A 23,213-nucleotide genomic window follows, 5' to 3' on the forward strand; every position below is an offset into this window, starting at 1 on the left:
TCGCAGACACGGAGGGGGCGGACGAAAACCGGCGGGCGGCGGGTACCCCGTAGCTGTCACAATCGCCGCATGACCACGCTCAAGTCCAAGCTCAAGGAAGACCTCACCACGGCCATGAAGGCGCGTGACGAGCTCACCTCGTCCACCCTCCGGCTCACCCTCACCGCAATCACCAAGGAAGAGGTCAGCGGCAAGACGGCGCGCGAACTCTCCGACGACGAGGTGCAGAAGGTGATCGCCAAGGAGGCGAAGAAGCGCCGAGAGGCGGCCGAGGCCTTCGCGCAGGGTGGCCGGACCGAGCAGGCCGAGCGGGAGAAGGCGGAGGGCGAACTGCTCGACGCCTACCTGCCCAAGCAGCTCTCCGACGACGAGCTGGACGTGATCGTCGCGCAGGCCGTCCAGGAGGCGAAGGGCGCCGGCGCCGAGGGGCCGCGGGCCATGGGCGCCGTCATGAAGATCGTCAACCCGAAGGTGGCCGGGCTCGCCGACGGGGGCCGGGTGGCCGCCGCGGTGAAGAAGCTGCTCGCGGGCTGAGAGGCCGACGGCATGAGGAAGGGGCACCCCCGCCCGGGGGTGCCCCTTCCTCATGCCGTCGTCAGGCGGGCCGCAGCAGGTCAGGGACCGTTGCCGCCCCGACCGCCGCCGTCGTTCCCACCGATGACGCCGGGCGGGAAGGTGATGCCGCCGATGGGGTCGGGCTTGCCGTCGTCACCGGCACCGCCGTTCTCGTTGCCCCGGCCCTTGTCCCGCCCCTTCTCCTCTTCCTTCTTCTCCTTGCCACGGGGCAGCACGACCGGGTTGAAGGAGGGGGTCTCCGACGCTTCCAGCGCGCCGGTCATCGCGGTCCGCCAGATCGGTCCGGGCAGACAGCCACCGCAGACCTTGTCGTAGTACTGACCGCCGATCGTGATGTTGTACATCGGCACCTTCTTGGCGCCGTCGGAACCGACCCACACCGCCGTGGAGAGGTTCGGGGTGTAGCCGACGAACCACGCGTCCCTGCGCTCTTCCGTCGTTCCCGTCTTCCCCGCGTTGTCGCGGTCCGACAGGCCGGCCAGGGTTCCCGTGCCGTCCTCGACCACACCCTTGAGCATGGCGTTGATCGTGTCCGCCGTCTTCTCGCTCATCGCGGACGTGCACGTGGACTTCGGCACCGGCACCTTCTTGCCGTTGGCGTCCTTGATCGACTGGATGGCGATCGGCGTGCAGTAGGTGCCCCGGTTGGCGAACGCGGCGTAGGTCGCGGCCATGGAGAGCGGTGTGCTCACCTCACTGCCGAGCGTGATCGCGGGCTCCTCCACGAGCTGCTTGCTGTCACCGCGCTCGTAACCCACCTTCTTGGCCATGGTGACCGTCTCGCACAGTCCGGCCTTCTGCTCCAGCAGGGCGAAGTAGGTGTTGATGGACTTGCCGAGCGCGCTCGTCATGTCCCAGGTGCCCTTCTCCTCCTCCAGCTCGTTCTGGACGGACCAGTCGCCGCCGCCCTGTGCCCCGGAGCAGTTGGTGTACTTGTTCTTCGGGACGGACATCTTCCAGTCCGTCGAGAAGGTCTGTGCCGGGCTGACGCCCTTCTCCAGAGCCGCAGCGGCGGTGATCGGCTTGAAGGTCGAGCCGACCTGGAAGCCGTAGGTGCTGCCGCCCATCTTGTTGCTGACGGCCAGGTTGAGCACCGTCTCGTGCTTCTTCTGGTCCAGGCCGTACGGGCGTGACTGGCCCATCGACAGGATCTTGCCCGTGCCCGGCTGGACCTGCACCACCGAGGCAGCGATCTTGTCGGTCTTGTTGACCTTCAGGGTGGACGCCTCGTTGGCCGCCTCCTGGGCCCGCGGGGACAGCGTGGTCCTGATGGTCAGGCCACCGAGGTTCCACAGCTTCGTGCGTTCCTCGTCCGTCTTCCCGAAGGCGGGGTCGGTCAGGATCGTCTTGCGCACGTAGTCGCAGAAGAACCCGGAACCCTCCACGGCCGTGATGCAGCCGTTCTTGGGCTGCTTGACCTTGAGCTTGAGCGGGGCGGCGATGGCCTTGTCGGCCTCGTCCTGCGAGATGTTGCCGACCGCCGCCATGCGCTGCAGGACGGTGTTACGACGCTTGGTCGCTTCTTGCGAGTCGTTGACCGGGTCGTAGCGGGTCGGCGACTGGACGAGACCGGCGAGCATCGCGGCCTCTTCCAGCGTCAGGTCCTTGGCGTGCTTGGAGAAGTAGCGCTGTGAGGCGGCCTCGATGCCGTAGGCCTGCTGCCCGAAGAACGTGATGTTGAGGTAGTTCTCCAGGATCTTCTTCTTGCCGAGCTCCTCCTCGACCTGGATCGCGTACTTCAGCTCACGTACCTTGCGGCCCAGGGTCTGCTGGGTGGCCTCGGCGACCTTGTCCGGGTCGTCGCCCGCCTCCTCGACGAAGACGTTCTTCACGTACTGCTGGGTGAGCGTCGACGCCCCCTGCGCGGCGCCGCCCTCCTGCACGTTGCGGTTCATCGCTCGCAGGATGCCCTTGAGGTCGACCGCGCCGTGCTCGTAGAAGCGTGAGTCCTCGATCGCGACGATCGCGTCCTGCATGTACGGGGAGATGTCCTTGAGCGGGACGACCGTACGGTCACGCGAGTAGACGGTGGCGATCATGTCGCCCTCGTTGTCCAGGATCGTCGTCCGCTGGCTCAGCGGTGGGGTCTTGAGGTTCGAGGGAATCTCGTCGAATCCCTCGACCGTTCCCTTGGCTGCGAGCCCCAGTGCCCCGGCGGCCGGCAGCGCGATGCCTGCCAGGACAGCTCCGGAGAGTGCGGCGACACCGAGGAACTTGGCGGCCTGCTGGGTCGTCGTAAGACCCCCGCCTGAGCGCTTCTTTGGCATGAGGGCAGCCTAATCCGTAGTCAGCGGTGATCCGCAGGGGCAGGGGCTCCTCGGAGCGTTCGAGTACCAGACCGTGACATGCGGGTGCGGCCGGGGCCGATTTCCCTGCTGACGGCCCGGCCCGGCGGGGGATGCCGGCGGCCTCGCGGACGAACCGTGTGCCGACGCGCGTCCTGCGGGCATGACGGCACGGCAATGCGAGGCGCCCAGGTTCCCATTCGCCGGACACGCGCACAGGCGTTGGCCTAAGCTGCTCTCAACTGTCACAGCAGTCCGATTTTGTATCAACCCCCATGCGCGGCCCTTTACGGATTTCAGCCATGGCCGGAGGCGCTCCCGAATTCGCCTCATGTGTCGCTGAATGTCCGTTGCGAATTGGGTATCCTGTCCCGATTCTTTCGGGATAGTCGCGCATGTCCTCGCATCACTCCCCTGGGTGATCTGCCGCGTACGCATAGTCCGTTCGGGCCATTCAAGATTGGGCCCGAAGGGGGTGTTGTGCTGTCGCCACCTTCCGTAACGTCCTCAACTGGCAGCGGTGAATATGCCGCTACCGCCGTGGGGGAGCCTCGATTCGGGAGAGGACGGCGCCGGCATGGGCTGGGTAACCGACTGGAGTGCGCAGGCAGCCTGCCGCACTACCGATCCGGATGAATTGTTCGTACAAGGGGCAGCGCAGAACAGGGCCAAGGCGGTGTGCACCGGTTGTCCGGTGCGGACCGAATGCCTGGCCGACGCGCTGGACAATCGCGTCGAATTCGGCGTGTGGGGCGGGATGACGGAGCGGGAGCGACGCGCACTGCTGCGCCGGCGGCCCACCGTGACGTCCTGGCGCCGTCTGCTGGAGACCGCGCGCGGTGAATACGAGCGGTCCACGGGCTTGATGCCCGCAGGGGTGGGCCTGGACGACGGACTGCATGACGACGGCCTGCACGACGACGAACTGCACGAGACGTTCGCCGCTGTGGGGTAGCGCCGCGCGGGCTTCCCTCAGGGGGAGGCCCGGGAAGCCCCTAAGCAGCTCCGGCCGGAGCGGAACCGGTCGCGAGCCGTTCCCCGATGGCCCTGAGGCCGGAGAGGTCGTGCACGTCACCGGGCAGCGCGGCCACCTCGGTCACCAGGACCTCGGGGTGGAGCGTCGTGAAGCGGTCACGGGTGTGCTGTTCGCGCGCGACGACCTGCATCCGCTCGGCGTGCAGCCGAAGCAGGCCCGCGGTCAGCTGCTCGACGGACACGTCGTCCGCGGCGGCTGTGTCGTGCTCACGGGGCGTCGCGTCGTGCTGCGTCGGCTCGTGTCGGTGCGTCTCGTCGCCGGGCTCGGGGGAGAGCGGTGGCTGGGGGGCTTCGGGCGGGACCGCGGCCGCCGGGTCCGCCGTGTCACCAAGGCCAGCCTTCCCGGCCGTCTGATCCACAATGCCGGCGCTCTCAAGATTTTCTGCGGCGGCCAGCGCCCGCTCCGCGGAAAGCCGTGCGGCCTCGCTGCCGTGCACCCGGTTGAGGACAAGGCCGGCGAGCGGCATCTCCTCCGCGGCCAGGCGTTCCACGAAGTACGCGGCCTCACGCAGCGCGTCCCGCTCGGGCGTGGCCACCACGAGGAACGCCGTACCGGGCGCCTGGAGGAGTTTGTACGTGGCGTCGGCCCGGGTACGGAATCCGCCGAACATGGAGTCCATCGCCGCGACGAAGGTCTGTACGTCGCGCAGGAACTGCCCGCCGAGCAGCTTGCCGAGCGTTCCCGTCATCATCGACATCCCGACGTTGAGGAACTTCATCCCGGCCCGGCCGCCGATCTTCGCCGGCGCGATCAGTACCCGGATGAACTTGCCGTCCAGGAAGGAGCCGAGACGTTTCGGCGCGTCCAGGAAGTCCAGGGCGGACCGGGACGGCGGGGTGTCGACGACGATCAGGTCCCACTCGTCGCGAGCCCTCAGCTGCCCCAGCTTCTCCATCGCCATGTACTCCTGTGTGCCCGCGAAGCCGGCCGACAGGGACTGGTAGAAGGGGTTCTCCAGGATGGCGCGGGCCCGCTCGGCATCCGTGTGCGCCTCGACCGTCTCGTCGAAGGTGCGCTTCATGTCGAGCATCATGGCGTGCAGTTCGCCCTCGCCCTCGATGTCCTCGACGCGGCGGGGGACGTTGTCCAGCCGGTCGATGCCCATCGACTGCGCGAGACGGCGGGCCGGGTCGATGGTGAGGACGACGACCTTGCGGCCGCGCTCCGCGGCCCGCACACCGAGCGCCGCCGCGGTCGTGGTCTTGCCCACGCCCCCGGACCCGCAGCACACGACGATGCGGATGCCGGGATCGTCCAGGAGCGCGTCGGTGTCCAGCCCCGGTGCGATGTCCGTGCCCAGCGTCATGAACCCGCCCCTTCTCCCGTTGCCCGTCGCCTGCCGGCCCCGGACCTCTGCCCCGCCTCGTCCGCCGTGTCGTCGCCGACGCCCTGTTTGCGGAACTCCTCGGCCAGCTCGTACAGCCCGGACAGGCTCACGCCCTCGCCCATCAGCGGAAGCTCGGACATGGGCAGTCCCAGCCCGGCCAGCACAGCGCGCTGTTCGCGTTCCAGACCGACCCGCTGGGCGTGCTCGGCCGCCTGAGCGACCAGGGGCCGCACGAGTCCCGCGGAACCGGTCACGCCCGCCCGGGTGAGTGTCTTCGCGATCTCCTTGCGCCGGCCGCCCGACGCGGTGCGCAGCGCGTCCTCGTCCAGCAGGTGCGGCCGCACCATGTTCACGACGATCCGGCCCACGGGCAGTTCCGCGGCCCGCAGCTCCGCGAGGCCGTCCGCGGTTTCCTGGACCGGCATCTCCTCCAGGAGCGTCACGAGGTGGACCGCGGTCTCGGGGGACTTCAGGACCTTCATCACGGCCTGTGCCTGATTGTGTATCGGGCCGATCCGGGCCAGCCCGGCCACCTCGTCGTTCACGTTGAGGAAGCGGGTGATGCGCCCGGTGGGAGGGGCGTCCATGATCACGTGGTCGTAGACGAACCTGCCCTGCTTGTCCTTGCGCCGCACGGCCTCGCACGCCTTGCCGGTCAGCAGGACGTCCCGGACCCCCGGCGCGATGGTGGTGGCGAAGTCGATCGCGCCGAGCTTCTTCAGCGCCCGGCCGGCGCTGCCCAGCTTGTAGAACATCTGGAGGTAGTCCAGGAGCGCGCGCTCGGCGTCGATGGCGAGGGCGTGGACCTCGCCGCCGCCGGGCGCCACCGCGATCCGGCGTTCCTCGTAGGGGAGGGCCTCGGACTCGAAGAGCTGGGCGATGCCCTGCCTGCCCTCGACCTCGACCAGGAGGGTGCGCCTGCCCTCGGTCGCGAGGGCGAGCGCGAGTGCGGCGGCGACCGTGGTCTTACCGGTCCCGCCCTTGCCGCTGACGACCTGGAACCTGCTCACGTCTTCGAGCCTAACCAGTCGGCGGGCAGGCTACGCACGAGGCCGCATGTGCCAGGCATTACAGTCGGCTCATGACCAAGTGGGAATACGCGACCGTGCCCCTTCTCGTGCACGCGACCAAGCAGATTCTGGACACCTGGGGCGAGGACGGCTGGGAGCTGGTCCAGGTCGTTCCCGGCCCGAACAACCCCGAGCAGCTCGTGGCCTACCTGAAGCGGGAGAAGGCCTAGTGGCGGGCGCCGTCGAGGCGAAGCTCGCCGAGCTCGGCCTGGCGCTCCCCGACGTCGTACCGCCGCTTGCCTCCTATCAGCCGGCGGTGCGGTCCGGGGTGTACGTGTACACCTCCGGCCAGCTCCCGATGCTGGACGGCAAGCTCGCCGTGACGGGCAAGGTCGGCGCCGAGGTGACGGCGGACGAGGCCAAGGAGCTCGCCAGGACCTGTGCGCTGAACGCCCTGGCGGCCGTGAAGTCGGTCGCCGGTGACCTGGACCGGATCGCCCGCGTCGTGAAGGTCGTGGGCTTCGTCGCCTCCGCGTCCGACTTCACCGGGCAGCCGGGCGTGATCAACGGTGCGAGCGAACTGCTGGGCGCCGTCCTGGGCGACAAGGGTGTGCATGCCCGCAGCGCCGTCGGTGTGGCGGTGCTGCCGCTGGACGCGCCCGTCGAGGTCGAGATCCAGGTCGAGCTCGTCGAGGCCTGATCCGTTCCACGTCCCTGATCCCGCCCGGTCCCACGACCGGGCGGGATCACGCGTGTACGGCAGGGCGGCGGCGTCCGGGACCCCTCTCGAACATCGGCGCGGTTCCGGATAGCCTCCGGCCATGCCCAACGGTCAGTGGTACCCACCGGAATGGCCCGCCCGCATCAGGGCCCTCGCCAGCGGCGAGCTGACGGCCGTCGCACCTCGGCGGGCGGCCACGGTGATGCTGCTCCGGGACGACCCGTCCGGCCCGGGTGAGGGGGCTCCGGCCGTCCACATGCTGCGCCGGCGCACCTCGATGGCTTTTGCGGGGGGCGCGTACGCCTATCCGGGTGGCGGGGTCGACGCACGCGACGACGATCTGCTCGTGCGCTGGGCGGGGCCGTCCCTGGAGAGCTGGGCGGAACGCCTCGGCGTCGACACCGCCGCCGAGGCGCAGGCCGTCGTCTGTGCGGCTGTCCGGGAGACGTACGAGGAGGCGGGCGTCCTGCTGGCCGGGCCGACCGCCGGCACCGTCGTCAGCGACACCACGGGTGCCGACTGGGAGGCCGACCGCGAGGCCCTCGTCGCCCGTGAGCTGTCCTTCGCCGGGTTTCTGGACCGCCGGGGCCTGGTGCTGCGCTCGGACCTGCTGGCCGCGTGGGCGCGGTGGATCACGCCGGCGTTCGAACCACGCCGGTACGACACCTGGTTCTTCGTCGCCGCGCTTCCGGAGGGGCAGCGCACCCGCAACGCCTCCACCGAGGCGGACCGCACGGTCTGGATCAGGCCAGGCGAGGCCGCCGACGGCTACGACCGGGGGGAACTGCTGATGATGCCGCCCACCGTGGCCACCCTGCGGGCGCTGAGGCCGTACGGAACGGCCGGAGAGGCGCTGAAGGCGGCGGAATCCCAGGACCTCGCTCCCGTACTCGCAGAGGCCCGCATGGAGGGCGACGAGCTGGTGCTGACCTGGCCGGGGCACGAGGAGTTCACCAAGCACGTTCCGGCTGGGGACGTGCCGGCTCCCTCCACGCCGGCCGACTCCCCGGGCGGGGGACCCGCATGAGCGACGCGGCCGCACTGCCGGGGCAGCCCCGCGGCGGGGTCGTCTCCGGTCCCGCCACCACCCGCGCCGTCAACGTCCTGGCCCCGAACCCCTCGGCGATGACCCTGGACGGGACGAACACCTGGATCGTCGCGGAACCGGACTCCGACCTGGCCGTCGTGATCGACCCCGGGCCGCTCGACGACGTACACCTGCGAGCCGTCATCGAGACGGCGGAGCGGGCGGGCAGACGCGTGGGGCTCACCCTGCTCACGCACGGACACCCCGACCATGCGGAGGGAGCCGCGCGTTTCGCGGAGCTCACGCGTACCGGGGTGCGGGCCCTGGACGTGGCGCTGCGCCTGGGCGACGAGGGGCTGGCGGCGGGCGACGTGATCACGACCGGCGGGCTCGAACTCCGGGTGGTGCCCACCCCGGGGCACACGTCGGACTCGCTGTCCTTCCACCTGCCGGCCGACGGGGCCGTGCTGACGGGCGACACGGTCCTCGGGCGGGGCACCACCGTCGTCGCCCACCCGGACGGGAGGCTCGGTGACTACCTGGACACCCTGCGGCGGCTGCGGTCGCTGACGGTCGACGACGGGGTGCACACGGTCCTCCCGGGGCACGGGCCCGTGCTGGAGGACGCTCAGGGCGCGGTCGAGTTCTACCTCGCGCACCGGGCCCACCGTCTGGCACAGGTCGAGACGGCCGTGGAGGCGGGGCACCGGACGCCCGCCGAGGTCGTAGCGGCGGTCTACGCCGATGTGGACCGTTCCCTGTGGCCCGCGGCGGAGCTTTCGGTGCGGGCGCAGATGGAGTACCTGACGGAACACGGCCTGATCTGACCGGCCGGCAGTACGGGAAAAGGCCCCACCCGGGGGTGGGGCCTTCCTCGACGGTCGTGACTCCTCCGGGGGATGCCCGCCCGGGGCACTCCCGCCCGGGGCGTCGCGTACGCGTCGGAGCGTCAGCGGGACCGCTTGGCCAGCCGCTCGACGTCGAGCAGGATCACGGCACGTGCCTCCAGGCGCAGCCAGCCGCGGCCCGCGAAGTCCGCGAGTGCCTTGTTGACCGTCTCGCGGGAGGCGCCGACCAGCTGGGCAAGCTCCTCCTGGGTGAGGTCGTGCACGACGTGGATGCCCTCCTCGGACTGCACGCCGAAGCGGCGCGACAGGTCGAGGAGCGCGCGGGCGACACGACCCGGCACGTCGGAGAAGACCAGGTCGGACATCTGGTCGTTGGTCTTGCGCAGCCGGCGGGCGACGGCGCGGAGCAGCGCGGTGGCCACCTCGGGGCGTGCGTTCAGCCAGGGCTGGAGGTCTCCGTGGCCGAGGCCGAGGAGCTTGACCTCCGTGAGCGCGGTCGCGGTCGCCGTGCGCGGGCCGGGGTCGAAGAGCGACAGCTCGCCGATCAGCTCACCGGGGCCGAGGACGGCCAGCATGTTCTCCCGCCCGTCGGGGGAGGTGCGGTGAAGCTTCACCTTGCCCTCGGTGACCACGTACAGGCGGTCGCCCGGGTCGCCCTCGTGGAACAGCGCGTCGCCGCGCGCGAGGGTCACCTCACTCATCGAGGCGCGGAGCTCCGCGGCCTGCTCGTCATCGAGCGCCGCGAAAAGCGGGGCGCGCCGCAGAACGTCGTCCACGAGTTCTCTCCTTGTCGGCCTGTTCAGGGAAGCGTGGTTTCCATGATGCCGGACGGTAAAACAGTGCGATCGATCACAAACCAGTTTGACGCACGGGCGTGCCGGACCCTACGGCAGGGGGCCGATCGGGCGCGGATGTGCGGTGACCGGGGCCGATGTCGGCGCCGGGCTCTAGGCTGGCCGGGTGTCCGGAACGCCGGTGACAGTGCAGGCCAAGGGGGCTGATGGGGTGTCGGGAGACAGGAATTCCGCCGTGGGCGAACAGGGTGCACGAAGTGGCAGAAATGCCGCAAAAGGGCAGAGTGGGGCGCCAACGGCCAAGCCCGCGAAGCAGGAGTCGCATCTCGCGATGGTCCGCCGCGCCCGACGGATGAACCGCGAGCTCGCCGAGGTCTACCCGTACGCCCACCCGGAGCTGGATTTCCGCAATCCCTTCGAGCTCCTGGTCGCCACGGTCCTCTCCGCCCAGACCACCGACCTGAGGGTGAACCAGACCACCCCCGCGCTCTTCGCCGCCTATCCGACCCCCGAGGACATGGCCGCCGCCGTCCCCGAGGAACTGGAGGCGATCATCCGTCCGACCGGCTTCTTCAGGGCCAAGGCGCGGTCCCTGATGGGCCTGTCCGCCGCTCTGAGGGACGACTTCGGTGGTGAGGTGCCGGGCCGCCTCGTCGATCTGGTGAAGCTTCCCGGCGTCGGGCGCAAGACGGCCAACGTCGTCCTCGGCAACGCGTTCGGCGTGCCCGGCATCACGGTGGACACCCACTTCGGCCGGCTGGTCCGGCGGTGGAAGTGGACCGAGCAGGAGGACCCGGAGAAGGTCGAGGCGGAGATCGCCGCGATCTTCCCGAAGAGCGAGTGGACGATGCTCTCGCACCGTGTGGTCTTCCACGGCCGCCGTATCTGCCATTCACGTAAACCGGCCTGCGGCGCCTGCCCCATCGCATCGCTCTGTCCCGCCTACGGCGAGGGCGAGACGGACCCGGAGAAGGCGAAGAAGCTCCTGAAGTACGAGATGGGCGGTTACCCGGGGCAGCGCCTCAGCCCGCCCCCGGACTACCCGGGCAGCCCCGCTCCGCCCCTGGGAGCCGGGTGAATTCGCCTTCGGCGGACCCGCCGGGCGGGGGGCGTGCGGAACGAATCGCCCGACGACATGCGTTGGACCGACGGGGGTGCACATGACGCACGCACAAAAGACACGGGCCGCCGACGGGGCTGCCGCAGAGGAGACGGACACGGCCAGCGACGACGCGATCGCCGTCACCACGGAAGGGCTGCCGGGCTGGCTCGACCCCGTCGCCCACGCGGCGCGGACCGTCCGTGCCCAGCAGCTCAGCCGCTTCCTGCCGCCCGAGAGCGGTGCGGGACGCCAGTCCGCCGTCCTGATCCTCTTCGGTGAGGGCGAGCGCGGTCCTGAACTGCTCCTGATGGAGAGATCCGGTTCCCTGCGCTCCCACGCCGGCCAGCCGTCCTTCCCCGGCGGCTCGCTCGATCCCGAGGACGGCGACCACACGACCACCGGACCGCTCCGGGCCGCGCTGCGTGAGGCGGAGGAGGAGACGGGGCTCGATCCGGACGGTGTCCAGCTCTTCGGAGTGCTTCCGCGGCTCTACATCCCGGTGAGCGGTTTCGTCGTCACGCCGGTCCTCGGATGGTGGCGGACACCCAGCCCGGTGGCTGCCGTCGATCCGGCCGAGACGGCACGGGTCTTCACCGTCCCCGTGGCGGATCTCACGGATCCCGCCAACCGGGCCACGGCAGTCCACCCGAGCGGGCACCAGGGCCCGGCATTTCTGGTCGAATCCGCACTCGTATGGGGCTTCACGGCCGGTTTGATCGACCGGATTGTGCACTACGCGGGATGGGAACGCCCCTGGGACAGGACCAAGCGGGTGCCGCTCGACTGGCGCGCATGACAGGCTGACTCCCGTGCTGCGCTGTTCCGGGCCTGGCCCGGACCCCGTCCGACCGGACGGGCCAGGTGACGAATCTGCGAGGCTATAGACGGTGAACGTGCTCGACATCCTGCTGCTCGTCGGCGCCGTGTGGTTCGCGGTCATCGGTTACCGCCAGGGTTTCGTCGTCGGCATCCTGTCCGTGATCGGGTTCCTGGGCGGTGGCCTCGCGGCCGTCTACCTGCTGCCGGTCATCTGGGACCAGGCGACCGACGGATCCGAGGTCTCCTCCACGGCCGCCATCGTCGCGGTCGTGATCGTGATCGTCTGTGCCTCGGTGGGCCAGGCGTTCACCACGCACCTCGGCAGCCGGCTCCGGCGGTACATCACGTGGTCCCCGGCCCGCGCCCTGGACGCCACGGGCGGCTCCCTGGTGAACGTGGTGGCCATGCTGCTCGTCGCCTGGCTGATCGGCTCCGCCCTGGCGGGTACGTCCTTGCCGACCCTGGGCAAGGAGGTCCGCAGCTCCTCGGTGCTGCTCGGGGTATCCCGGGTGATGCCCGCTCAGGCGTCCAACTGGTTCACCGACTTCTCCTCCGTCCTCGCGCAGAACGGCTTCCCGCAGGTCTTCAGCCCCTTCGCCAACGAGCCGATCACGGAGGTCGAGCCCCCGGATCCGGCGCTGGCCGGCAGCCAGGTCGCCGCCCGCGCGAAGAAGTCCATCGTCAAGGTCGTCGGCATGGCACCGGGTTGCGGCAAGGTCCTCGAAGGAACCGGCTTCGTGTTCTCCGACCGCCGGGTGATGACCAACGCACACGTGGTCGGCGGCGTCGACGAGCCGACCGTCCAGATCGGCGGCGAAGGCCGCCTGTACGACGCCAAGGTCGTCCTCTACGACTGGCAGCGCGACATCGCCGTACTGGACGTCCCCGATCTCGATGCCGAGCCGCTGCGCTTCACCGGCACGGACGACGACGCGGAGAGCGGCGACAGCGCCATCGTCGCCGGCTTCCCCGAGAACGGTGCCTACGACGTGCGCTCCGCACGCATCCGGGGGCGCATCGATGCCAACGGCCCCGACATCTATCACCGGGGCACCGTGCGGCGCGATGTGTACTCCCTGTTCGCGACCGTGCGCCAGGGGAACTCGGGCGGCCCGCTGCTCACCCCCGAGGGCAAGGTCTACGGAGTGGTGTTCGCCAAGTCGCTCGACGACCCGGACACGGGGTACGCACTGACCGCCGACGAGATCCGCCAGGACATCGACCTAGGCAAGGCCTCGGCCCAGCAGGTCGACAGCCAGGGCTGCGCCCTCTGAGAGCCGTATGCCCTCCCCGGATCCGGGGAGGGCATGTGCGGGTGTGCGGTGTGCGGAAGCGGTGCCTGCGCGCCGCACAGGCACCCGGGACGGGGTGGCCGGCAGGCGGCACGTGCGGAAATCCGGACGGAACCCGGAACCCCTATGGGCCTCTGCTGTTACGCCCTCACGCCGGGGCCCCCGGAACCTGACGGTCCGGGAGCTCGCGCGCGGTGTGTGTCATTGAGGCGTGCCCGTCATCCGCGGGTATGACGGAGCCGAGCGGACACCCAGCGCGCCCGGCGCGTGAGAATGCGCGGAATTCCCAGTCGGAGATCGTGAAAATCACTCACATCGTGCACCCGGCTCCGGGAGCCGCCCCCCTCGTGAATGCTCGGACCAGCAGGAGCGGTCGAGCGGCGGTTGCGTGCTGCGTCACTGAAGTCGCGCGTCCAGCCCATACCCCGACGTCTGCCCGTGACCCATGGTCGGTAATCGCGTGCGAGTCAGCCAATTGGCTTATGCGGCAGGCAAGTGGCTGTTCGTCAGACAGGCGTGCCCATCGGTCACCGGTCGGGCTCGGGGTCCTTGAGCCAGTTGATGAGTTCGGTCGAGAAGCCGACCGGATCCTCCTCGTGGGGGAAGTGCCCCAGACCGTCGAAAAGTCGCCACCTGTACGGTGCCTCGACGTACTCGCCCGATCCCGCGGAACTACGCGTCCGGATCGCCGGATCCAGCGAGCCGTGCAGATGCAGCGTCGGTACGCGTACCGGGCGTTTCATCCGGCGGTTGAACTGCACACCGTCCGGCCGTGCCAGGGAGCGGACCATCCAGCGGTACGGCTCGATCGAGCAGTGCGCCGTCGACGGGATGCACATCGCACGGCGGTACACGTCCACCGTCGCGTCGTCGGGAAAGTCCGGGGTGCGCGGCCCCGACCAGTCGCGGATCATCCTCGCCACCAACGCGGCGTCGTCCGCGACGAGCTGACGTTCCGGCACCCAGGGGCGCTGGAACCCCCACACGTGCGAGCCGGCCCGGGACTGAGCGAGATCGGAGAGCATCGAGGAACGCCAGCGGCGAGGGTGCGGCATCGACGACACGACGAGCCGCCGCACCAGCTTGGGGCGCATCACGGCCGCCGTCCAGGCGAGGTAACCGCCCATGTCGTGGCCCACCAGCGCCGCGTCCGGCTCGCCGAGCGAGCGGATGACCCCCGTGACGTCGAGAGCCAGGTTCGCCGGGTCGTAACCCCGTGGCGTACGGTCGCTGCCGCCGACCCCGCGCAGGTCCATCGCCACCGCGCGGTAGCCGGCGTCGGCCAGAGCGGTCAGCTGATGGCGCCAGGTCCACCAGAACTGCGGGAAGCCGTGCAGCAGAAGCACCAACGGCCCGTCACCGAGCTCGGCGATGTGGAAACGTGCGCCGTTGGCCGCCACATCGCGGTGGGTCCAGGGCCCTTCGATTCGGACGGGGCCACCGGGACCGGCGGCCGCTCCCAATGGGCCAACCGGGCCGGATGCGCTGAAATCGGGGTCGGTCATGTGGATGAGCGTGTCACAGCGGCAGGCTTGTCCAGGACCGGACGGCCCTCGATCGCCCGGTCGGCGATCGAGCTGCCCTGGGTCTGCTCGATCGCGACCGCGGTCACGGCGGGGCGGGGGTGGGGCTTGACGCCCTGCAGCACCGCCGCGGTCTGCTTGGCCGAAGCGATGGACTTCTCCGGCGGCTTGACCTTCTTGAACTTGGCCAGCCCGAAGAGGGCGAGCAGCACGCCCAACAGGATGAACGCACCGCCCACGATCAGGAACGACCACGCGAGACCGAGGCCGAGATTGTGGATCCCGTAGGCCGCGGCGAAGCTCAGCACAGGAATCGCGAAGAGGATCAGCACGCCCGTGACGATGAACGCCACGCTGCCGATCACGCCGCGCTTGACGTCCTGGCGCACCTCGGCCTTGGCCAGCGCGATCTCGTCGTGCACCAGCGCGGACATCTCGGCCGTCGCCGAAGCGAACAGCTGGCCGATACTACGGTCGGTGCTGCCCGCGTAGTTGCCGGGGTCGCTCATCCCTGACTCCCTCTCCTTTTGCGTACATCCGATGTCAGATCATGCCGGACTGTCCGGCTCGCTGCTCGCTGCCCCCGCCCGTTCGGCAAGGCGGCGGTGCTCCGCGGCCTTCCGCTCGAAGAGCGCGGCCATGCGCAGGTGGTACTCGGGGTCGTCCTGCTCGTACACGTCGGGAACCCCCGATTCGTCCTCGTCGAGCTCCTCCGCGTCGTACAGGGCCTTGTATCTGCGTACCCGGAGTTTGAGCAGTACACCGGAGAGTACGGCGGCAATCAGGGAACCGATGAGGACCGCCGCCTTGATCTCGTTGATCATGTCCTCGTTGCCGGTGAACGCCAGTTCCCCGATGAGCAGTGAAACGGTGAAACCGATGCCGGCCAGAGTCGCCACTGCGAAGACGTCGGCCCAGGCCAGGTCCTCGTTGAGCCGCGCCTTGGTGAAGCGGGTCACGAGCCAGGTGCCGCCGAAGACGCCCACGGTCTTGCCGACGACGAGACCGAGCACCACTCCGAGCGTTTCGGGCCGGGTGAACACGCCGGCCAGGGCATCGCCCTTGAGGACGACACCCGCTGAGAAGAGCGCGAACAGCGGAACCGCGACACCGGCCGACAGGGGGCGGACCATATGCTCGATGCGTTCTCCGGGGGACTGCGCCTCGCCCTCGCGCCGGGTACAGCGAAGCATGAGGCCCATGGCGACGCCGGCGATCGTGGCATGGACTCCGCTGTTGTACATCAGCCCCCAGATCACCAGCGCCAGCGGAAGGTAGACGTACCAGCCCCTCACACCGGCGCGCAGCAGCAGATGGAAGACGACGAGGCCGACGAACGCACCACCGAGGGCGAGGAAGTCGATGTCCTCGGTGAAGAAGACCGCGATGATGAGGATGGCGAAGAGGTCGTCGACGACCGCGAGGGTCAGGAGGAAGGCGCGCAGTGCCGCCGGCAGCGAGGTGCCGATGACCGCGAGGACAGCGAGCGCGAACGCGATGTCCGTGGCGGTGGGTACGGCCCAGCCGGCGGTGGTCCCGCCACCGAGCGCGGCGGTCAGGGCGTAGACGACCGCGGGGACGGCCATGCCGCACAGCGCCGCCGCGACGGGCAGGGCCGCTGCGCGGGGGTCGCGGAGCTCACCGGCCACCAGCTCTCTCTTCAGCTCAAGGCCTGCGACGAAGAAGAAGACGGCAAGGAGCCCGTCGGCAGCCCAGTGGGCTACCGAGAGGTGCAGGCCGAGGGACTCCGGGCCGAAGTGGAAATCGCTGACCGCCGTGTAGCCGGAGCCGTAGGTGTTGGCCCAGATCAGCGCGGCGACGGCAGCGGCCAGCAGGATGACACCGCCGACCGTCTCGGTGCGCAGCGCCTCGGCGAGGTAGTTCCGCTCGGGCAGGGAGAGCCGGCCGAAGAGGGTGCCATGGCGGTCGGTCGGGGGAGCGGGCGGGGCCACGAGAGAAACCTCCGGGTCGGATTACGGCAGTGGTGGCATGGCGGATTCACCTGCCGACCAGACTTCCCGGCGCCCCTGTGGAGATGTCATATGAAGTTGTCGCCGCACTTGTCGTCGTCCTGTCGCCGCGTGCGCGCGGCTCAGGTGCGGTTCCTGCACGCTCGAGCGATCGTAACGCTCGTGGCGCGAAACGACGCACCTGCTTGCTCTGAGTGCATCCTCGATGGGCGCGTCCGACGGGTGACGAGAGCGCACGCTTGACATGCTCCGTCGGCGGAACCACCACTTCACGGGGGTGATCGGCACGCTATCCGGATTCGGCGCCGCCGGCCCGACAGCGTGCAGCGGTTCTCGCGTCACCGTTGCCCGTTGCGCCTGCTGTCAGCCCGTTGGCCCGTCGGCCTTGCCCGCCGGGTCCCTCATGTTCTGCTCAGGCAGCACGAGGGGCACCCGGCGGTGCCGGATGCCCCTCGTATGGTGTCAGCGGTGTCAGTGGTAGGCGTGTCGATGGCGAGCAGGTTTCCGCCCGGGGCGGGTCGTTCACTTGCTCGCGCCGTATCCGCGCCACGCCTTGCTGTGTTCCGCGCGCGGCTGTTCTGCCGGCCCGCTGTGTTCAGTCCCCGCTCAGTCCTCGGAGGACGCCGTGGGGAGCTGTGTCTGGATGAGCGCCATGACCGAGGAGTCGGTCAGCGTCGTGACGTCCCCCAGTTCCCGGTTCTCGGCGACATCGCGCAGGAGCCGGCGCATGATCTTGCCGGACCGCGTCTTCGGCAGTTCGGCGACCGGCAGGACCCGCTTGGGCTTCGCGATCGGCCCGAGTGTGGCGCCGACGTGGTTGCGCAGTTCGGCAACCAGTTCCTCGGAGGCGGTGGCGGTGCCGCGCAGTATGACGAAGGCGACGATGGCCTGACCGGTCGTTTCGTCGTTCGCGCCGACGACGGCCGCCTCGGCGACCGAGGGGTGCGAGACGAGGGCGGACTCGACTTCGGTGGTGGAGATGTTGTGCCCGGACACGAGCATGACGTCGTCGACCCGGCCGAGGAGCCAGATGTCCCCGTCGTCGTCCTTCTTGGCCCCGTCGCCCGCGAAGTACTTGCCTTCGAAGCGCGACCAGTAGGTGTCGATGAAGCGCTGGTCGTCGCCCCAGATGGTGCGGAGCATCGACGGCCACGGCTCGGTGAGGACGAGATAGCCGCCCCCGCCGTTCGGTACCTCGTTCGCCTCGTCGTCGACCACGGTGGCGGAGATGCCGGGCAGGGCACGCTGAGCCGAACCGGGCTTGGTCGCCGTCACGCCGGGAAGCGGCGAGATCATCATCGCGCCGGTCTCGGTCTGCCACCAGGTGTCCACGACCGGACACGCGTCGGCGCCGATGTGCTTGCGGTACCAGACCCACGCCTCGGGGTTGATCGGCTCACCGACCGAACCCAGGACGCGCAGGGACGACAGGTCGAACTTGGCGGGGATGTCGTCCCCCCACTTCATGAAAGTCCGGATCGCGGTCGGCGCGGTGTAGAGGATCGTGACGCCGTACTTCTGCACGATCTCCCAGAAGCGTCCCTGGTGCGGGGTGTCCGGCGTGCCCTCGTACATGACCTGGGTCGCACCGTTGGCCAGCGGGCCGTAGACGATGTACGAGTGTCCGGTCACCCAGCCGACGTCGGCGGTGCACCAGTACACGTCCGACTCCGGCTTGAGGTCGAAGACCGCGTTGTGCGTGTAGGACGCCTGGGTCAGGTAGCCACCGGAGGTGTGCAGAATGCCCTTCGGCTTACCGGTCGTCCCCGAGGTGTACAGGATGAAGAGCGGCTGCTCCGCGTCGAAAGCCTCCGGGGTGTGCTCGGCCGGCTGCCGACCGGTGATCTCGTGCCACCAGACGTCACGGCCCTCGTTCCACGCGGTGTCCTGCCCGGTGCGCCGGATCACGAGGACATGCTCGACGCTGTCGACTCGGGCGACTGCTGCGTCCACCGCGGGCTTGAGCGCGGAGGGCTTGCCGCGGCGGTAGCCGCCGTCGGCGGTGATGACGACCTTGGCATCGGCGTCCTGGATTCGGGCGGCGATGGCGTCAGCGGAGAAGCCCCCGAAGACGACGGAGTGCGCGGCGCCGATGCGGGCGCAGGCCAGCATCGCGACGGCGGCCTCGGGGATCATCGGCAGATAGACGGCGACCCGGTCACCCTTGGAGACGCCCAGCTCGATGAGAGCGTTGGCGGCGCGGGAGACTTCGTCCTTCAGTTCCGCGTAGGTGATCGCGCGGCTGTCGCCGGGCTCGCCCTCGAAGTGGATGGCGACTCGGTCGCCGTTGCCTGCCTCGACGTGCCGGTCCACGCAGTTGTAGGCGACGTTGAGCTTGCCGTCCGCGAACCACTTCGCGAAGGGGGGATTGCTCCAGTCCAGTGTTTCGGTCGGCTCCGTGGCCCAGGTCAGGCGACGGGCCTGCTCGGCCCAGAAGCCCAGCCGGTCCGCCTCGGCCTGCTCATACGCCTCCGCTGTCACGTTGGCGTTCGCGGCCAGATCGGCAGGCGGTGCGAACCGCCGCTCCTCCTTGAGCAGATTGGCCAGGCTTTCGTTGCTCACGACATCTCCCATTCCCAGGGTGTCCGTTGTGTCCCGGGGGACAGCTCATCAGGCTGCGGGCCAGGTGACAAGTGTCTGCCGGGAATTGGTTTAGACCTGTGCTTCGTGTAAGGAGCCACAGGTCCCGCCTCCGCGTGCCTCGACGTGCGCCGCGCGGAAGCGGGACCACCAGGTTTCACGGACCAGATGTGCGAGCGGTTCAGGTACGGACCGCGGCGTCGGGTGCGAGGTCCAGGACCTCCGTGCCGTCGTTCACCGCCCCTTCCACTCCGGGAGCGACCTTGGCGAAGACCTCGTCGGGTCCCGTCCCGGAGCTGACACCCTCGGTCAGCAGGTAAGCCTGCGCCTCTCCGACGTGGAAGTACATGCCGTGCAGCTGCAGGGAACCCGCCGCCAGCCTGCGGGCTACCGACTCGTGTGCCCGCAGATGTTCCAACTGCTGGACCACGTTGGTGAGGCAGAGTTGCTCCACCGCGTCGGTGGGCATCCTGCCCGCGATGCGAGCCCAGGAGTGGTGACGCGAACGCATTCTGTCCAGGCTCGGCAGTCCATGGCGCAACCAACGCCACAAAGGCGTACGGGGTGTTTCCGGGGCCGCCCCCAATAGGGCCTGCATGGCACCGCATCCCGAGTGGCCGCATACCGTGATGGAGTCCACCCCCAGCACGTCCACGGCGTACTCGATCGCGGCTGCCACCGAGTCGTCCTGGGCGACGGCCTCCGGAGTGCCCGGCGGGGGTACCAGGTTTCCGACGTTCCTCACAGTGAAGAGATCGCCGGGCCCACTGGCGGTGATCATGCTCGTGACCAGGCGGGAGTCGGCGCAGGTGATGAAGAGCTGGGAGGGTCGCTGCCCCTCGGCGGCCAGACGGGCCAGTTCCTCACGGACCAGGGGTGCCGTGTTGCGCTGGAAGGAGCTGAGACCGCTGAGCAGGCGATGCCCGCCCTGTCGCTCGGCCGGGGGTGCCGACGGGGTGGCTGCCGGAGGGTTTTCCCGGACCATGGGTGAGACCGTGGGCGTGGGGGCGGCTTCCTGCACGCGGTCGTGACAGTGATGGTTGCGCCACGGTGTCCATGGTCGGCAGCAGGAGTGCGCCGCCGATGCCGGCTCGGCGATCCTGCCCCCGGAACGTCCGGTGAATTCGATCCGCCCACCCATCGCGGTCTGAGCCGCGTACCAGTCCTGGATGGTCTCGTAGGCCGCATGGTCCATGAAGAAGCCGTCCAACTCGACCACGGCGTCGACTCCGTGCGGAAGCCGTCCCAGGGCCCGGCTCAGTCGTGGCACCGCGAGGAAGGTCAGCTGTCCGCGAGCGGCCACGAGATAGCGGCCCTCCTGCTCGGACACCGTGATGCGTGTGCGGGCCAGCCGGTGGAGGGCGACCGCCACCGCAACGACGATGCCGATCGCCACCCCCTCGAGTACGCCGAAGAGGAGCACGCCGGTGATGGTGGCTCCGTACACCAGGAACTCACGGTGTTTGTGCACCTTGCGGATGTGCGCGAAGTTGACCATCTGGATGCCGACCACCATGACCAGCGCGGCGAGCGCGGCCAGAGGAATCCATTCGAGCGCCGTGACAAGCAAAGCTGCCGACAGCAGCACCCATACGCCGTGCAGAACCGTGGAAGCACGGCTCTCTGCGCCTGCCCGCACGTTCGCGGAGCTGCGTACCGCACCCCCGGAGACTGCCAGTCCTCCGACAAGCCCTGACAATGTGTTGGCGACGCCCTGGGCGCGCAGCTCCCGGTCGAGATCCGAGCGTTTGACGGGCGGAAGCGGTGCCGCCCCGTCCTTAGGGGCCGACATCACCCGGTCGGCCGACATCTTGTCCACGGAGACGGCGGCCAGCAGGGACTCCAAGCTCGCGACGAGCATGACGGTGAACACCGCTGTGGCGAGCGCGGCCACCGGGCCCTGCGGTACCTCGGGCAGGGCGTGCGAGCGCCATGACGGAAGGTCGACCCGGGCGATTCCCGGCGCCGTCGCGGCGGCTACGGCCGTTGCCGAGACCACGGCGGCGAGCGCGGCCGGAATCCTTCCCATCATCGATCCGATGCGGCCAGGCAGGCGTGGCCACACGATCAGGAGGAGGATCGTCAGCGCTCCGATGAGGGGAGCGGCCGGATCGGACTGCGCGAGGCGGGCCGGGAGTGCAAGCGCGTTGTCGAGCGCGGAGCTTTGAGGGCCTCCGCCGAGCACGATGTGGACCTGGGCGAGGGCGATCGCCACCCCGATGCCCGCGAGCGTGCCGTGCACGATGGCCGGGCTGACGGCCAATGCGCTACGGGCGGCTCTCAGTGAGCCGAGCAGAATCTGCAGGAGGCCTGCGCCTACGGTGATCGCACAGGTGGTGCGCCAGCCGTAGATCTGGATCAACTCGGCCGTGACAACGGTCAGTCCCGCGGACGGTCCACTGACCTGGAGGGGGGTGCCTCCGAGCGACCCGGCGACGATGCCGCCGATTGCCGCCGAGACCAGGCCGGCCGCCAAGGGGGCGTCCATGGCCACGGCCAGCCCGAGCGACATGGGCACGGCGATGAGGAAGACAGTGATCGATGCGGACAGGTCGGCACCGGAGACGCGGAAGCGTCCGCGGCGGGGTGGCGGACTGTGGTGCCGCTTGAAGCCCGACGCCCGGGAGAGGCGCGAACTGCGGGATGAGTGGTCATTGCGGGTGGGGACGCAGGCAGACATGTTCCCGTCTCCTCCGGGGCAGCGCGGTCGCGGTATGTGACTGACGGCGGCCGTGGATCACGGCGTGCGGCGGTGGGGTGAAGCGGCGGGATTCTCAACTCTCAGTAAATGAATCGTAATGGAGAGTAAAGAGTAGTGTCCATGTTTTCGAGCAAATAGCGCATTTGGTCACTCGTTCAAGTGAATAAGCAGCTTTTCGTCCGGCTTGTCGTACTGGTTTCCGCAGCTCTGCGTGTGAGGTTGGCCGCGCCGTGTCGGCGTTACGACGCGCGACCTCCTGCAAGGAAGAGGGTGGACGGATGATGGCCGCCACGAAGCGGATCGCCCTGGGTGCCGTGGTCACGGCGCTGATCGCCGGTCTGGCCGGCTGCTCGGGGCTGGGTACGGGAGCCGCCGGTCCCGGCGCCGGGAAGAAGCCGGCTGAGGGCAACTCGCCGGCTGCGGCGCCGAAGGCTGCGGTCACCCTCATCGGGGACGGTTCCACCGCCTTCACCGGACCTCAGCCGAAGCTCCCCGCGGTGAAGCGCCTGAAGGCCGGTCAGAAGCCGCCGCAATTCGTGGTGTTCTCCTGGGACGGTGCTGGTGAGGACAGTCAGAAGTTGTTCTCGCATTTCCGGGCCGTATCCAAGAAGTACGACGCCAGGATGACGTACTTCCTCAGCGGTGTGTATCTCCTGCCGGAGGAGAAGAAGGCGCTCTATGACCCGCCACAGCACTCTGAGGGCCGCTCCGACATCGGGTTCAACGACGCTGAGGGAATCCGTGACACCCTCACGGAGCTCCGGGCCGCGTGGCTCGACGGCAACGAGATCGGCACCCACTTCAACGGGCACTTCTGTGGTCCGGACGGAGGCGTCGGCACCTGGTCCGTGGACGAGTGGAAGAGCGAGATCAGTCAGGCGAAGTCGTTCGTGAAGAGCTGGAAGACCAACGTCCCGGCCCTCAAGAACGAAGCGCCGCTGCCGTTCGACTACGAGAAGGAGCTCGTCGGCGCCCGTACTCCTTGCCTCGAGGGTCAGAAGAACATGGTCGCGGCAGCGCGGACGATGGGCTTCCGCTACGACTCCAGCGGTATCGGCAACCAGGTCTGGCCTTCGAAGAAGGAGGGACTCTGGGATCTCCCGCTGCAGCTTGTCCCTGTGCCGGGCCGGGCGTTCGAGACGCTGTCGATGGACTACAACTTCATGTTCAACCAGTCAGGCACGACGCAGGGTGACCCGACCAAGCACGCGTACTGGGGCAACCAGATGCGTGATGGTCTGCTCCAGGCGTTCGACCGCGCCTACAACGGAAACCGTGCCCCACTGATCATCGGTAACCACTTCGAATCCTGGAATGGTGGCACGTACATGCGTGCGATCGAGGAGACGATCAAGACCGTTTGCACCCAGCGGGATGTGCAGTGCGTTTCCTTCCGCCAGCTCGCCGACTGGCTGGATGCACAGGACCCCGCGACGCTGGCCAAGCTCGGCACTCTGAAGGTTGGCCAGGCACCCAAGCCCGGCTGGGCGGCCTTTCTCGCCGGCGCTGCTCAGGCCGACGCCTCGGGGAGTCCCGTGCCCGCCGGGCCCGACGGACGGCCGGCCGGCACGGGTGCCGAAGAAAGCGCTGGACGGGACTGAG

Annotated in this window: 20 protein-coding genes; 10 read left to right on the forward strand and 10 right to left on the reverse strand. The window is 69.2% G+C overall.

Going from position 1 to position 23,213, the window contains the following annotated elements; genetic code table 11:
- Positions 1-69: 69 nt before the first annotated feature.
- Positions 70-534: a GatB/YqeY domain-containing protein gene (locus OG206_RS17790; protein WP_327117188.1), complete on the forward strand. Its 465-nt coding sequence runs from the start codon at positions 70-72 to the stop codon at positions 532-534.
- Positions 535-614: 80 nt separating this feature from the next.
- Here the strand turns inward: OG206_RS17790 and OG206_RS17795 are convergent, their stop codons facing one another.
- Positions 615-2,843, reverse strand: coding sequence for a transglycosylase domain-containing protein (locus OG206_RS17795; protein ID WP_327117190.1), 2,229 nt, complete (start codon positions 2,841-2,843; stop codon positions 615-617).
- A 595-nt stretch (positions 2,844-3,438) separates the two neighbouring features.
- Here OG206_RS17795 and OG206_RS17800 point away from each other — a divergent pair.
- Positions 3,439-3,816 carry a WhiB family transcriptional regulator gene (locus OG206_RS17800; RefSeq protein ID WP_327117192.1) on the forward strand — a complete coding sequence of 126 codons (378 nt, stop codon included), beginning with the start codon at positions 3,439-3,441 and terminating at the stop codon, positions 3,814-3,816.
- 40 nt (positions 3,817-3,856) lie between these two features.
- On the opposite strand, the gene OG206_RS17805 is transcribed toward OG206_RS17800, so the two are convergent.
- Together OG206_RS17805 and OG206_RS17810 are read right to left on the reverse strand one after the other, a co-directional pair.
- Positions 3,857-5,203, reverse strand: coding sequence for an ArsA family ATPase (locus OG206_RS17805; protein WP_327117194.1), 1,347 nt, complete (start codon positions 5,201-5,203; stop codon positions 3,857-3,859).
- Positions 5,200-6,234, reverse strand: coding sequence for an ArsA family ATPase (locus OG206_RS17810; protein ID WP_327117196.1), 1,035 nt, complete (start codon positions 6,232-6,234; stop codon positions 5,200-5,202). The genes OG206_RS17805 and OG206_RS17810 overlap by 4 nt, the downstream gene beginning before the upstream one ends.
- Before the next feature lie 71 nt (positions 6,235-6,305).
- Here OG206_RS17810 and OG206_RS17815 point away from each other — a divergent pair, with 71 nt between their 5' ends.
- The 4 genes from OG206_RS17815 to OG206_RS17830 all read left to right on the forward strand — a co-directional run bounded on the left by OG206_RS17815 (position 6,306) and on the right by OG206_RS17830 (position 8,809).
- Complete coding sequence (locus OG206_RS17815) at positions 6,306-6,464, forward strand: DUF4177 domain-containing protein (RefSeq protein WP_003967454.1); 159 nt, start codon at positions 6,306-6,308, stop codon at positions 6,462-6,464.
- The gene (locus tag OG206_RS17820; protein WP_327117198.1) at positions 6,464-6,934 is read left to right on the forward strand and encodes a RidA family protein; all 471 of its coding nucleotides are present in this window, start codon (positions 6,464-6,466) and stop codon (positions 6,932-6,934) included. The genes OG206_RS17815 and OG206_RS17820 overlap by 1 nt, the downstream gene beginning before the upstream one ends.
- Positions 6,935-7,055: 121 nt before the next feature.
- Positions 7,056-7,982 (forward strand): NUDIX hydrolase, encoded by a 927-nt coding sequence (locus OG206_RS17825; RefSeq protein ID WP_327117200.1) that lies wholly within the window; start codon positions 7,056-7,058, stop codon positions 7,980-7,982.
- Positions 7,979-8,809, forward strand: coding sequence for an MBL fold metallo-hydrolase (locus OG206_RS17830; protein WP_327117202.1), 831 nt, complete (start codon positions 7,979-7,981; stop codon positions 8,807-8,809). The genes OG206_RS17825 and OG206_RS17830 overlap by 4 nt, the downstream gene beginning before the upstream one ends.
- A 122-nt stretch (positions 8,810-8,931) precedes the next feature.
- Here the strand turns inward: OG206_RS17830 and OG206_RS17835 are convergent, their stop codons facing one another.
- The gene (locus tag OG206_RS17835; protein ID WP_014046869.1) at positions 8,932-9,606 is read right to left on the reverse strand and encodes a Crp/Fnr family transcriptional regulator; all 675 of its coding nucleotides are present in this window, start codon (positions 9,604-9,606) and stop codon (positions 8,932-8,934) included.
- A 253-nt stretch (positions 9,607-9,859) separates the two neighbouring features.
- On the opposite strand from OG206_RS17835, the gene nth reads away from it, so the two are divergent.
- The 3 genes from nth (at position 9,860) to OG206_RS17850 (ending at position 12,819) form a co-directional block, all read left to right on the forward strand.
- Entirely contained in the window at positions 9,860-10,702 is an 843-nt protein-coding gene (nth, locus tag OG206_RS17840; RefSeq protein ID WP_442805857.1) for an endonuclease III, read from the forward strand.
- A gap of 82 nt (positions 10,703-10,784) precedes the next feature.
- Entirely contained in the window at positions 10,785-11,522 is a 738-nt protein-coding gene (locus tag OG206_RS17845) for an NUDIX hydrolase (RefSeq protein ID WP_327117206.1), read from the forward strand.
- Positions 11,523-11,613: 91 nt separating this feature from the next.
- Positions 11,614-12,819: a MarP family serine protease gene (locus OG206_RS17850; protein WP_327117208.1), complete on the forward strand. Its 1,206-nt coding sequence runs from the start codon at positions 11,614-11,616 to the stop codon at positions 12,817-12,819.
- 236 nt (positions 12,820-13,055) lie between these two features.
- On the opposite strand, the gene OG206_RS17855 is transcribed toward OG206_RS17850, so the two are convergent.
- From OG206_RS17855 to OG206_RS17880, 6 genes are all read right to left on the reverse strand, one after another.
- Positions 13,056-13,259, reverse strand: coding sequence for a hypothetical protein (locus OG206_RS17855; protein WP_327117210.1), 204 nt, complete (start codon positions 13,257-13,259; stop codon positions 13,056-13,058).
- 105 nt (positions 13,260-13,364) lie between these two features.
- The gene (locus OG206_RS17860) at positions 13,365-14,342 is read right to left on the reverse strand and encodes an alpha/beta fold hydrolase (RefSeq protein ID WP_327117213.1); all 978 of its coding nucleotides are present in this window, start codon (positions 14,340-14,342) and stop codon (positions 13,365-13,367) included.
- Complete coding sequence (locus tag OG206_RS17865; RefSeq protein WP_327117215.1) at positions 14,339-14,869, reverse strand: phage holin family protein; 531 nt, start codon at positions 14,867-14,869, stop codon at positions 14,339-14,341. Before OG206_RS17865 ends, OG206_RS17860 begins: the two co-directional genes overlap by 4 nt.
- A 39-nt stretch (positions 14,870-14,908) precedes the next feature.
- Positions 14,909-16,312: a Na+/H+ antiporter NhaA gene (nhaA, locus tag OG206_RS17870; protein WP_327117217.1), complete on the reverse strand. Its 1,404-nt coding sequence runs from the start codon at positions 16,310-16,312 to the stop codon at positions 14,909-14,911.
- Between the two features lie 624 nt (positions 16,313-16,936).
- Positions 16,937-18,904 (reverse strand): acetate--CoA ligase, encoded by a 1,968-nt coding sequence (gene acs, locus OG206_RS17875; protein WP_327117219.1) that lies wholly within the window; start codon positions 18,902-18,904, stop codon positions 16,937-16,939.
- 187 nt (positions 18,905-19,091) lie between these two features.
- Positions 19,092-21,590, reverse strand: coding sequence for a SulP family inorganic anion transporter (locus OG206_RS17880; RefSeq protein WP_327117221.1), 2,499 nt, complete (start codon positions 21,588-21,590; stop codon positions 19,092-19,094).
- 299 nt (positions 21,591-21,889) lie between these two features.
- On the opposite strand from OG206_RS17880, the gene OG206_RS17885 reads away from it, so the two are divergent.
- Positions 21,890-23,212 (forward strand): hypothetical protein, encoded by a 1,323-nt coding sequence (locus tag OG206_RS17885; protein ID WP_327117223.1) that lies wholly within the window; start codon positions 21,890-21,892, stop codon positions 23,210-23,212.
- Position 23,213 lies beyond the last annotated feature (1 nt).

It is taken from the genome of Streptomyces sp. NBC_01341 (genome assembly GCF_035946055.1).
Lineage (GTDB): Bacteria > Actinomycetota > Actinomycetes > Streptomycetales > Streptomycetaceae > Streptomyces.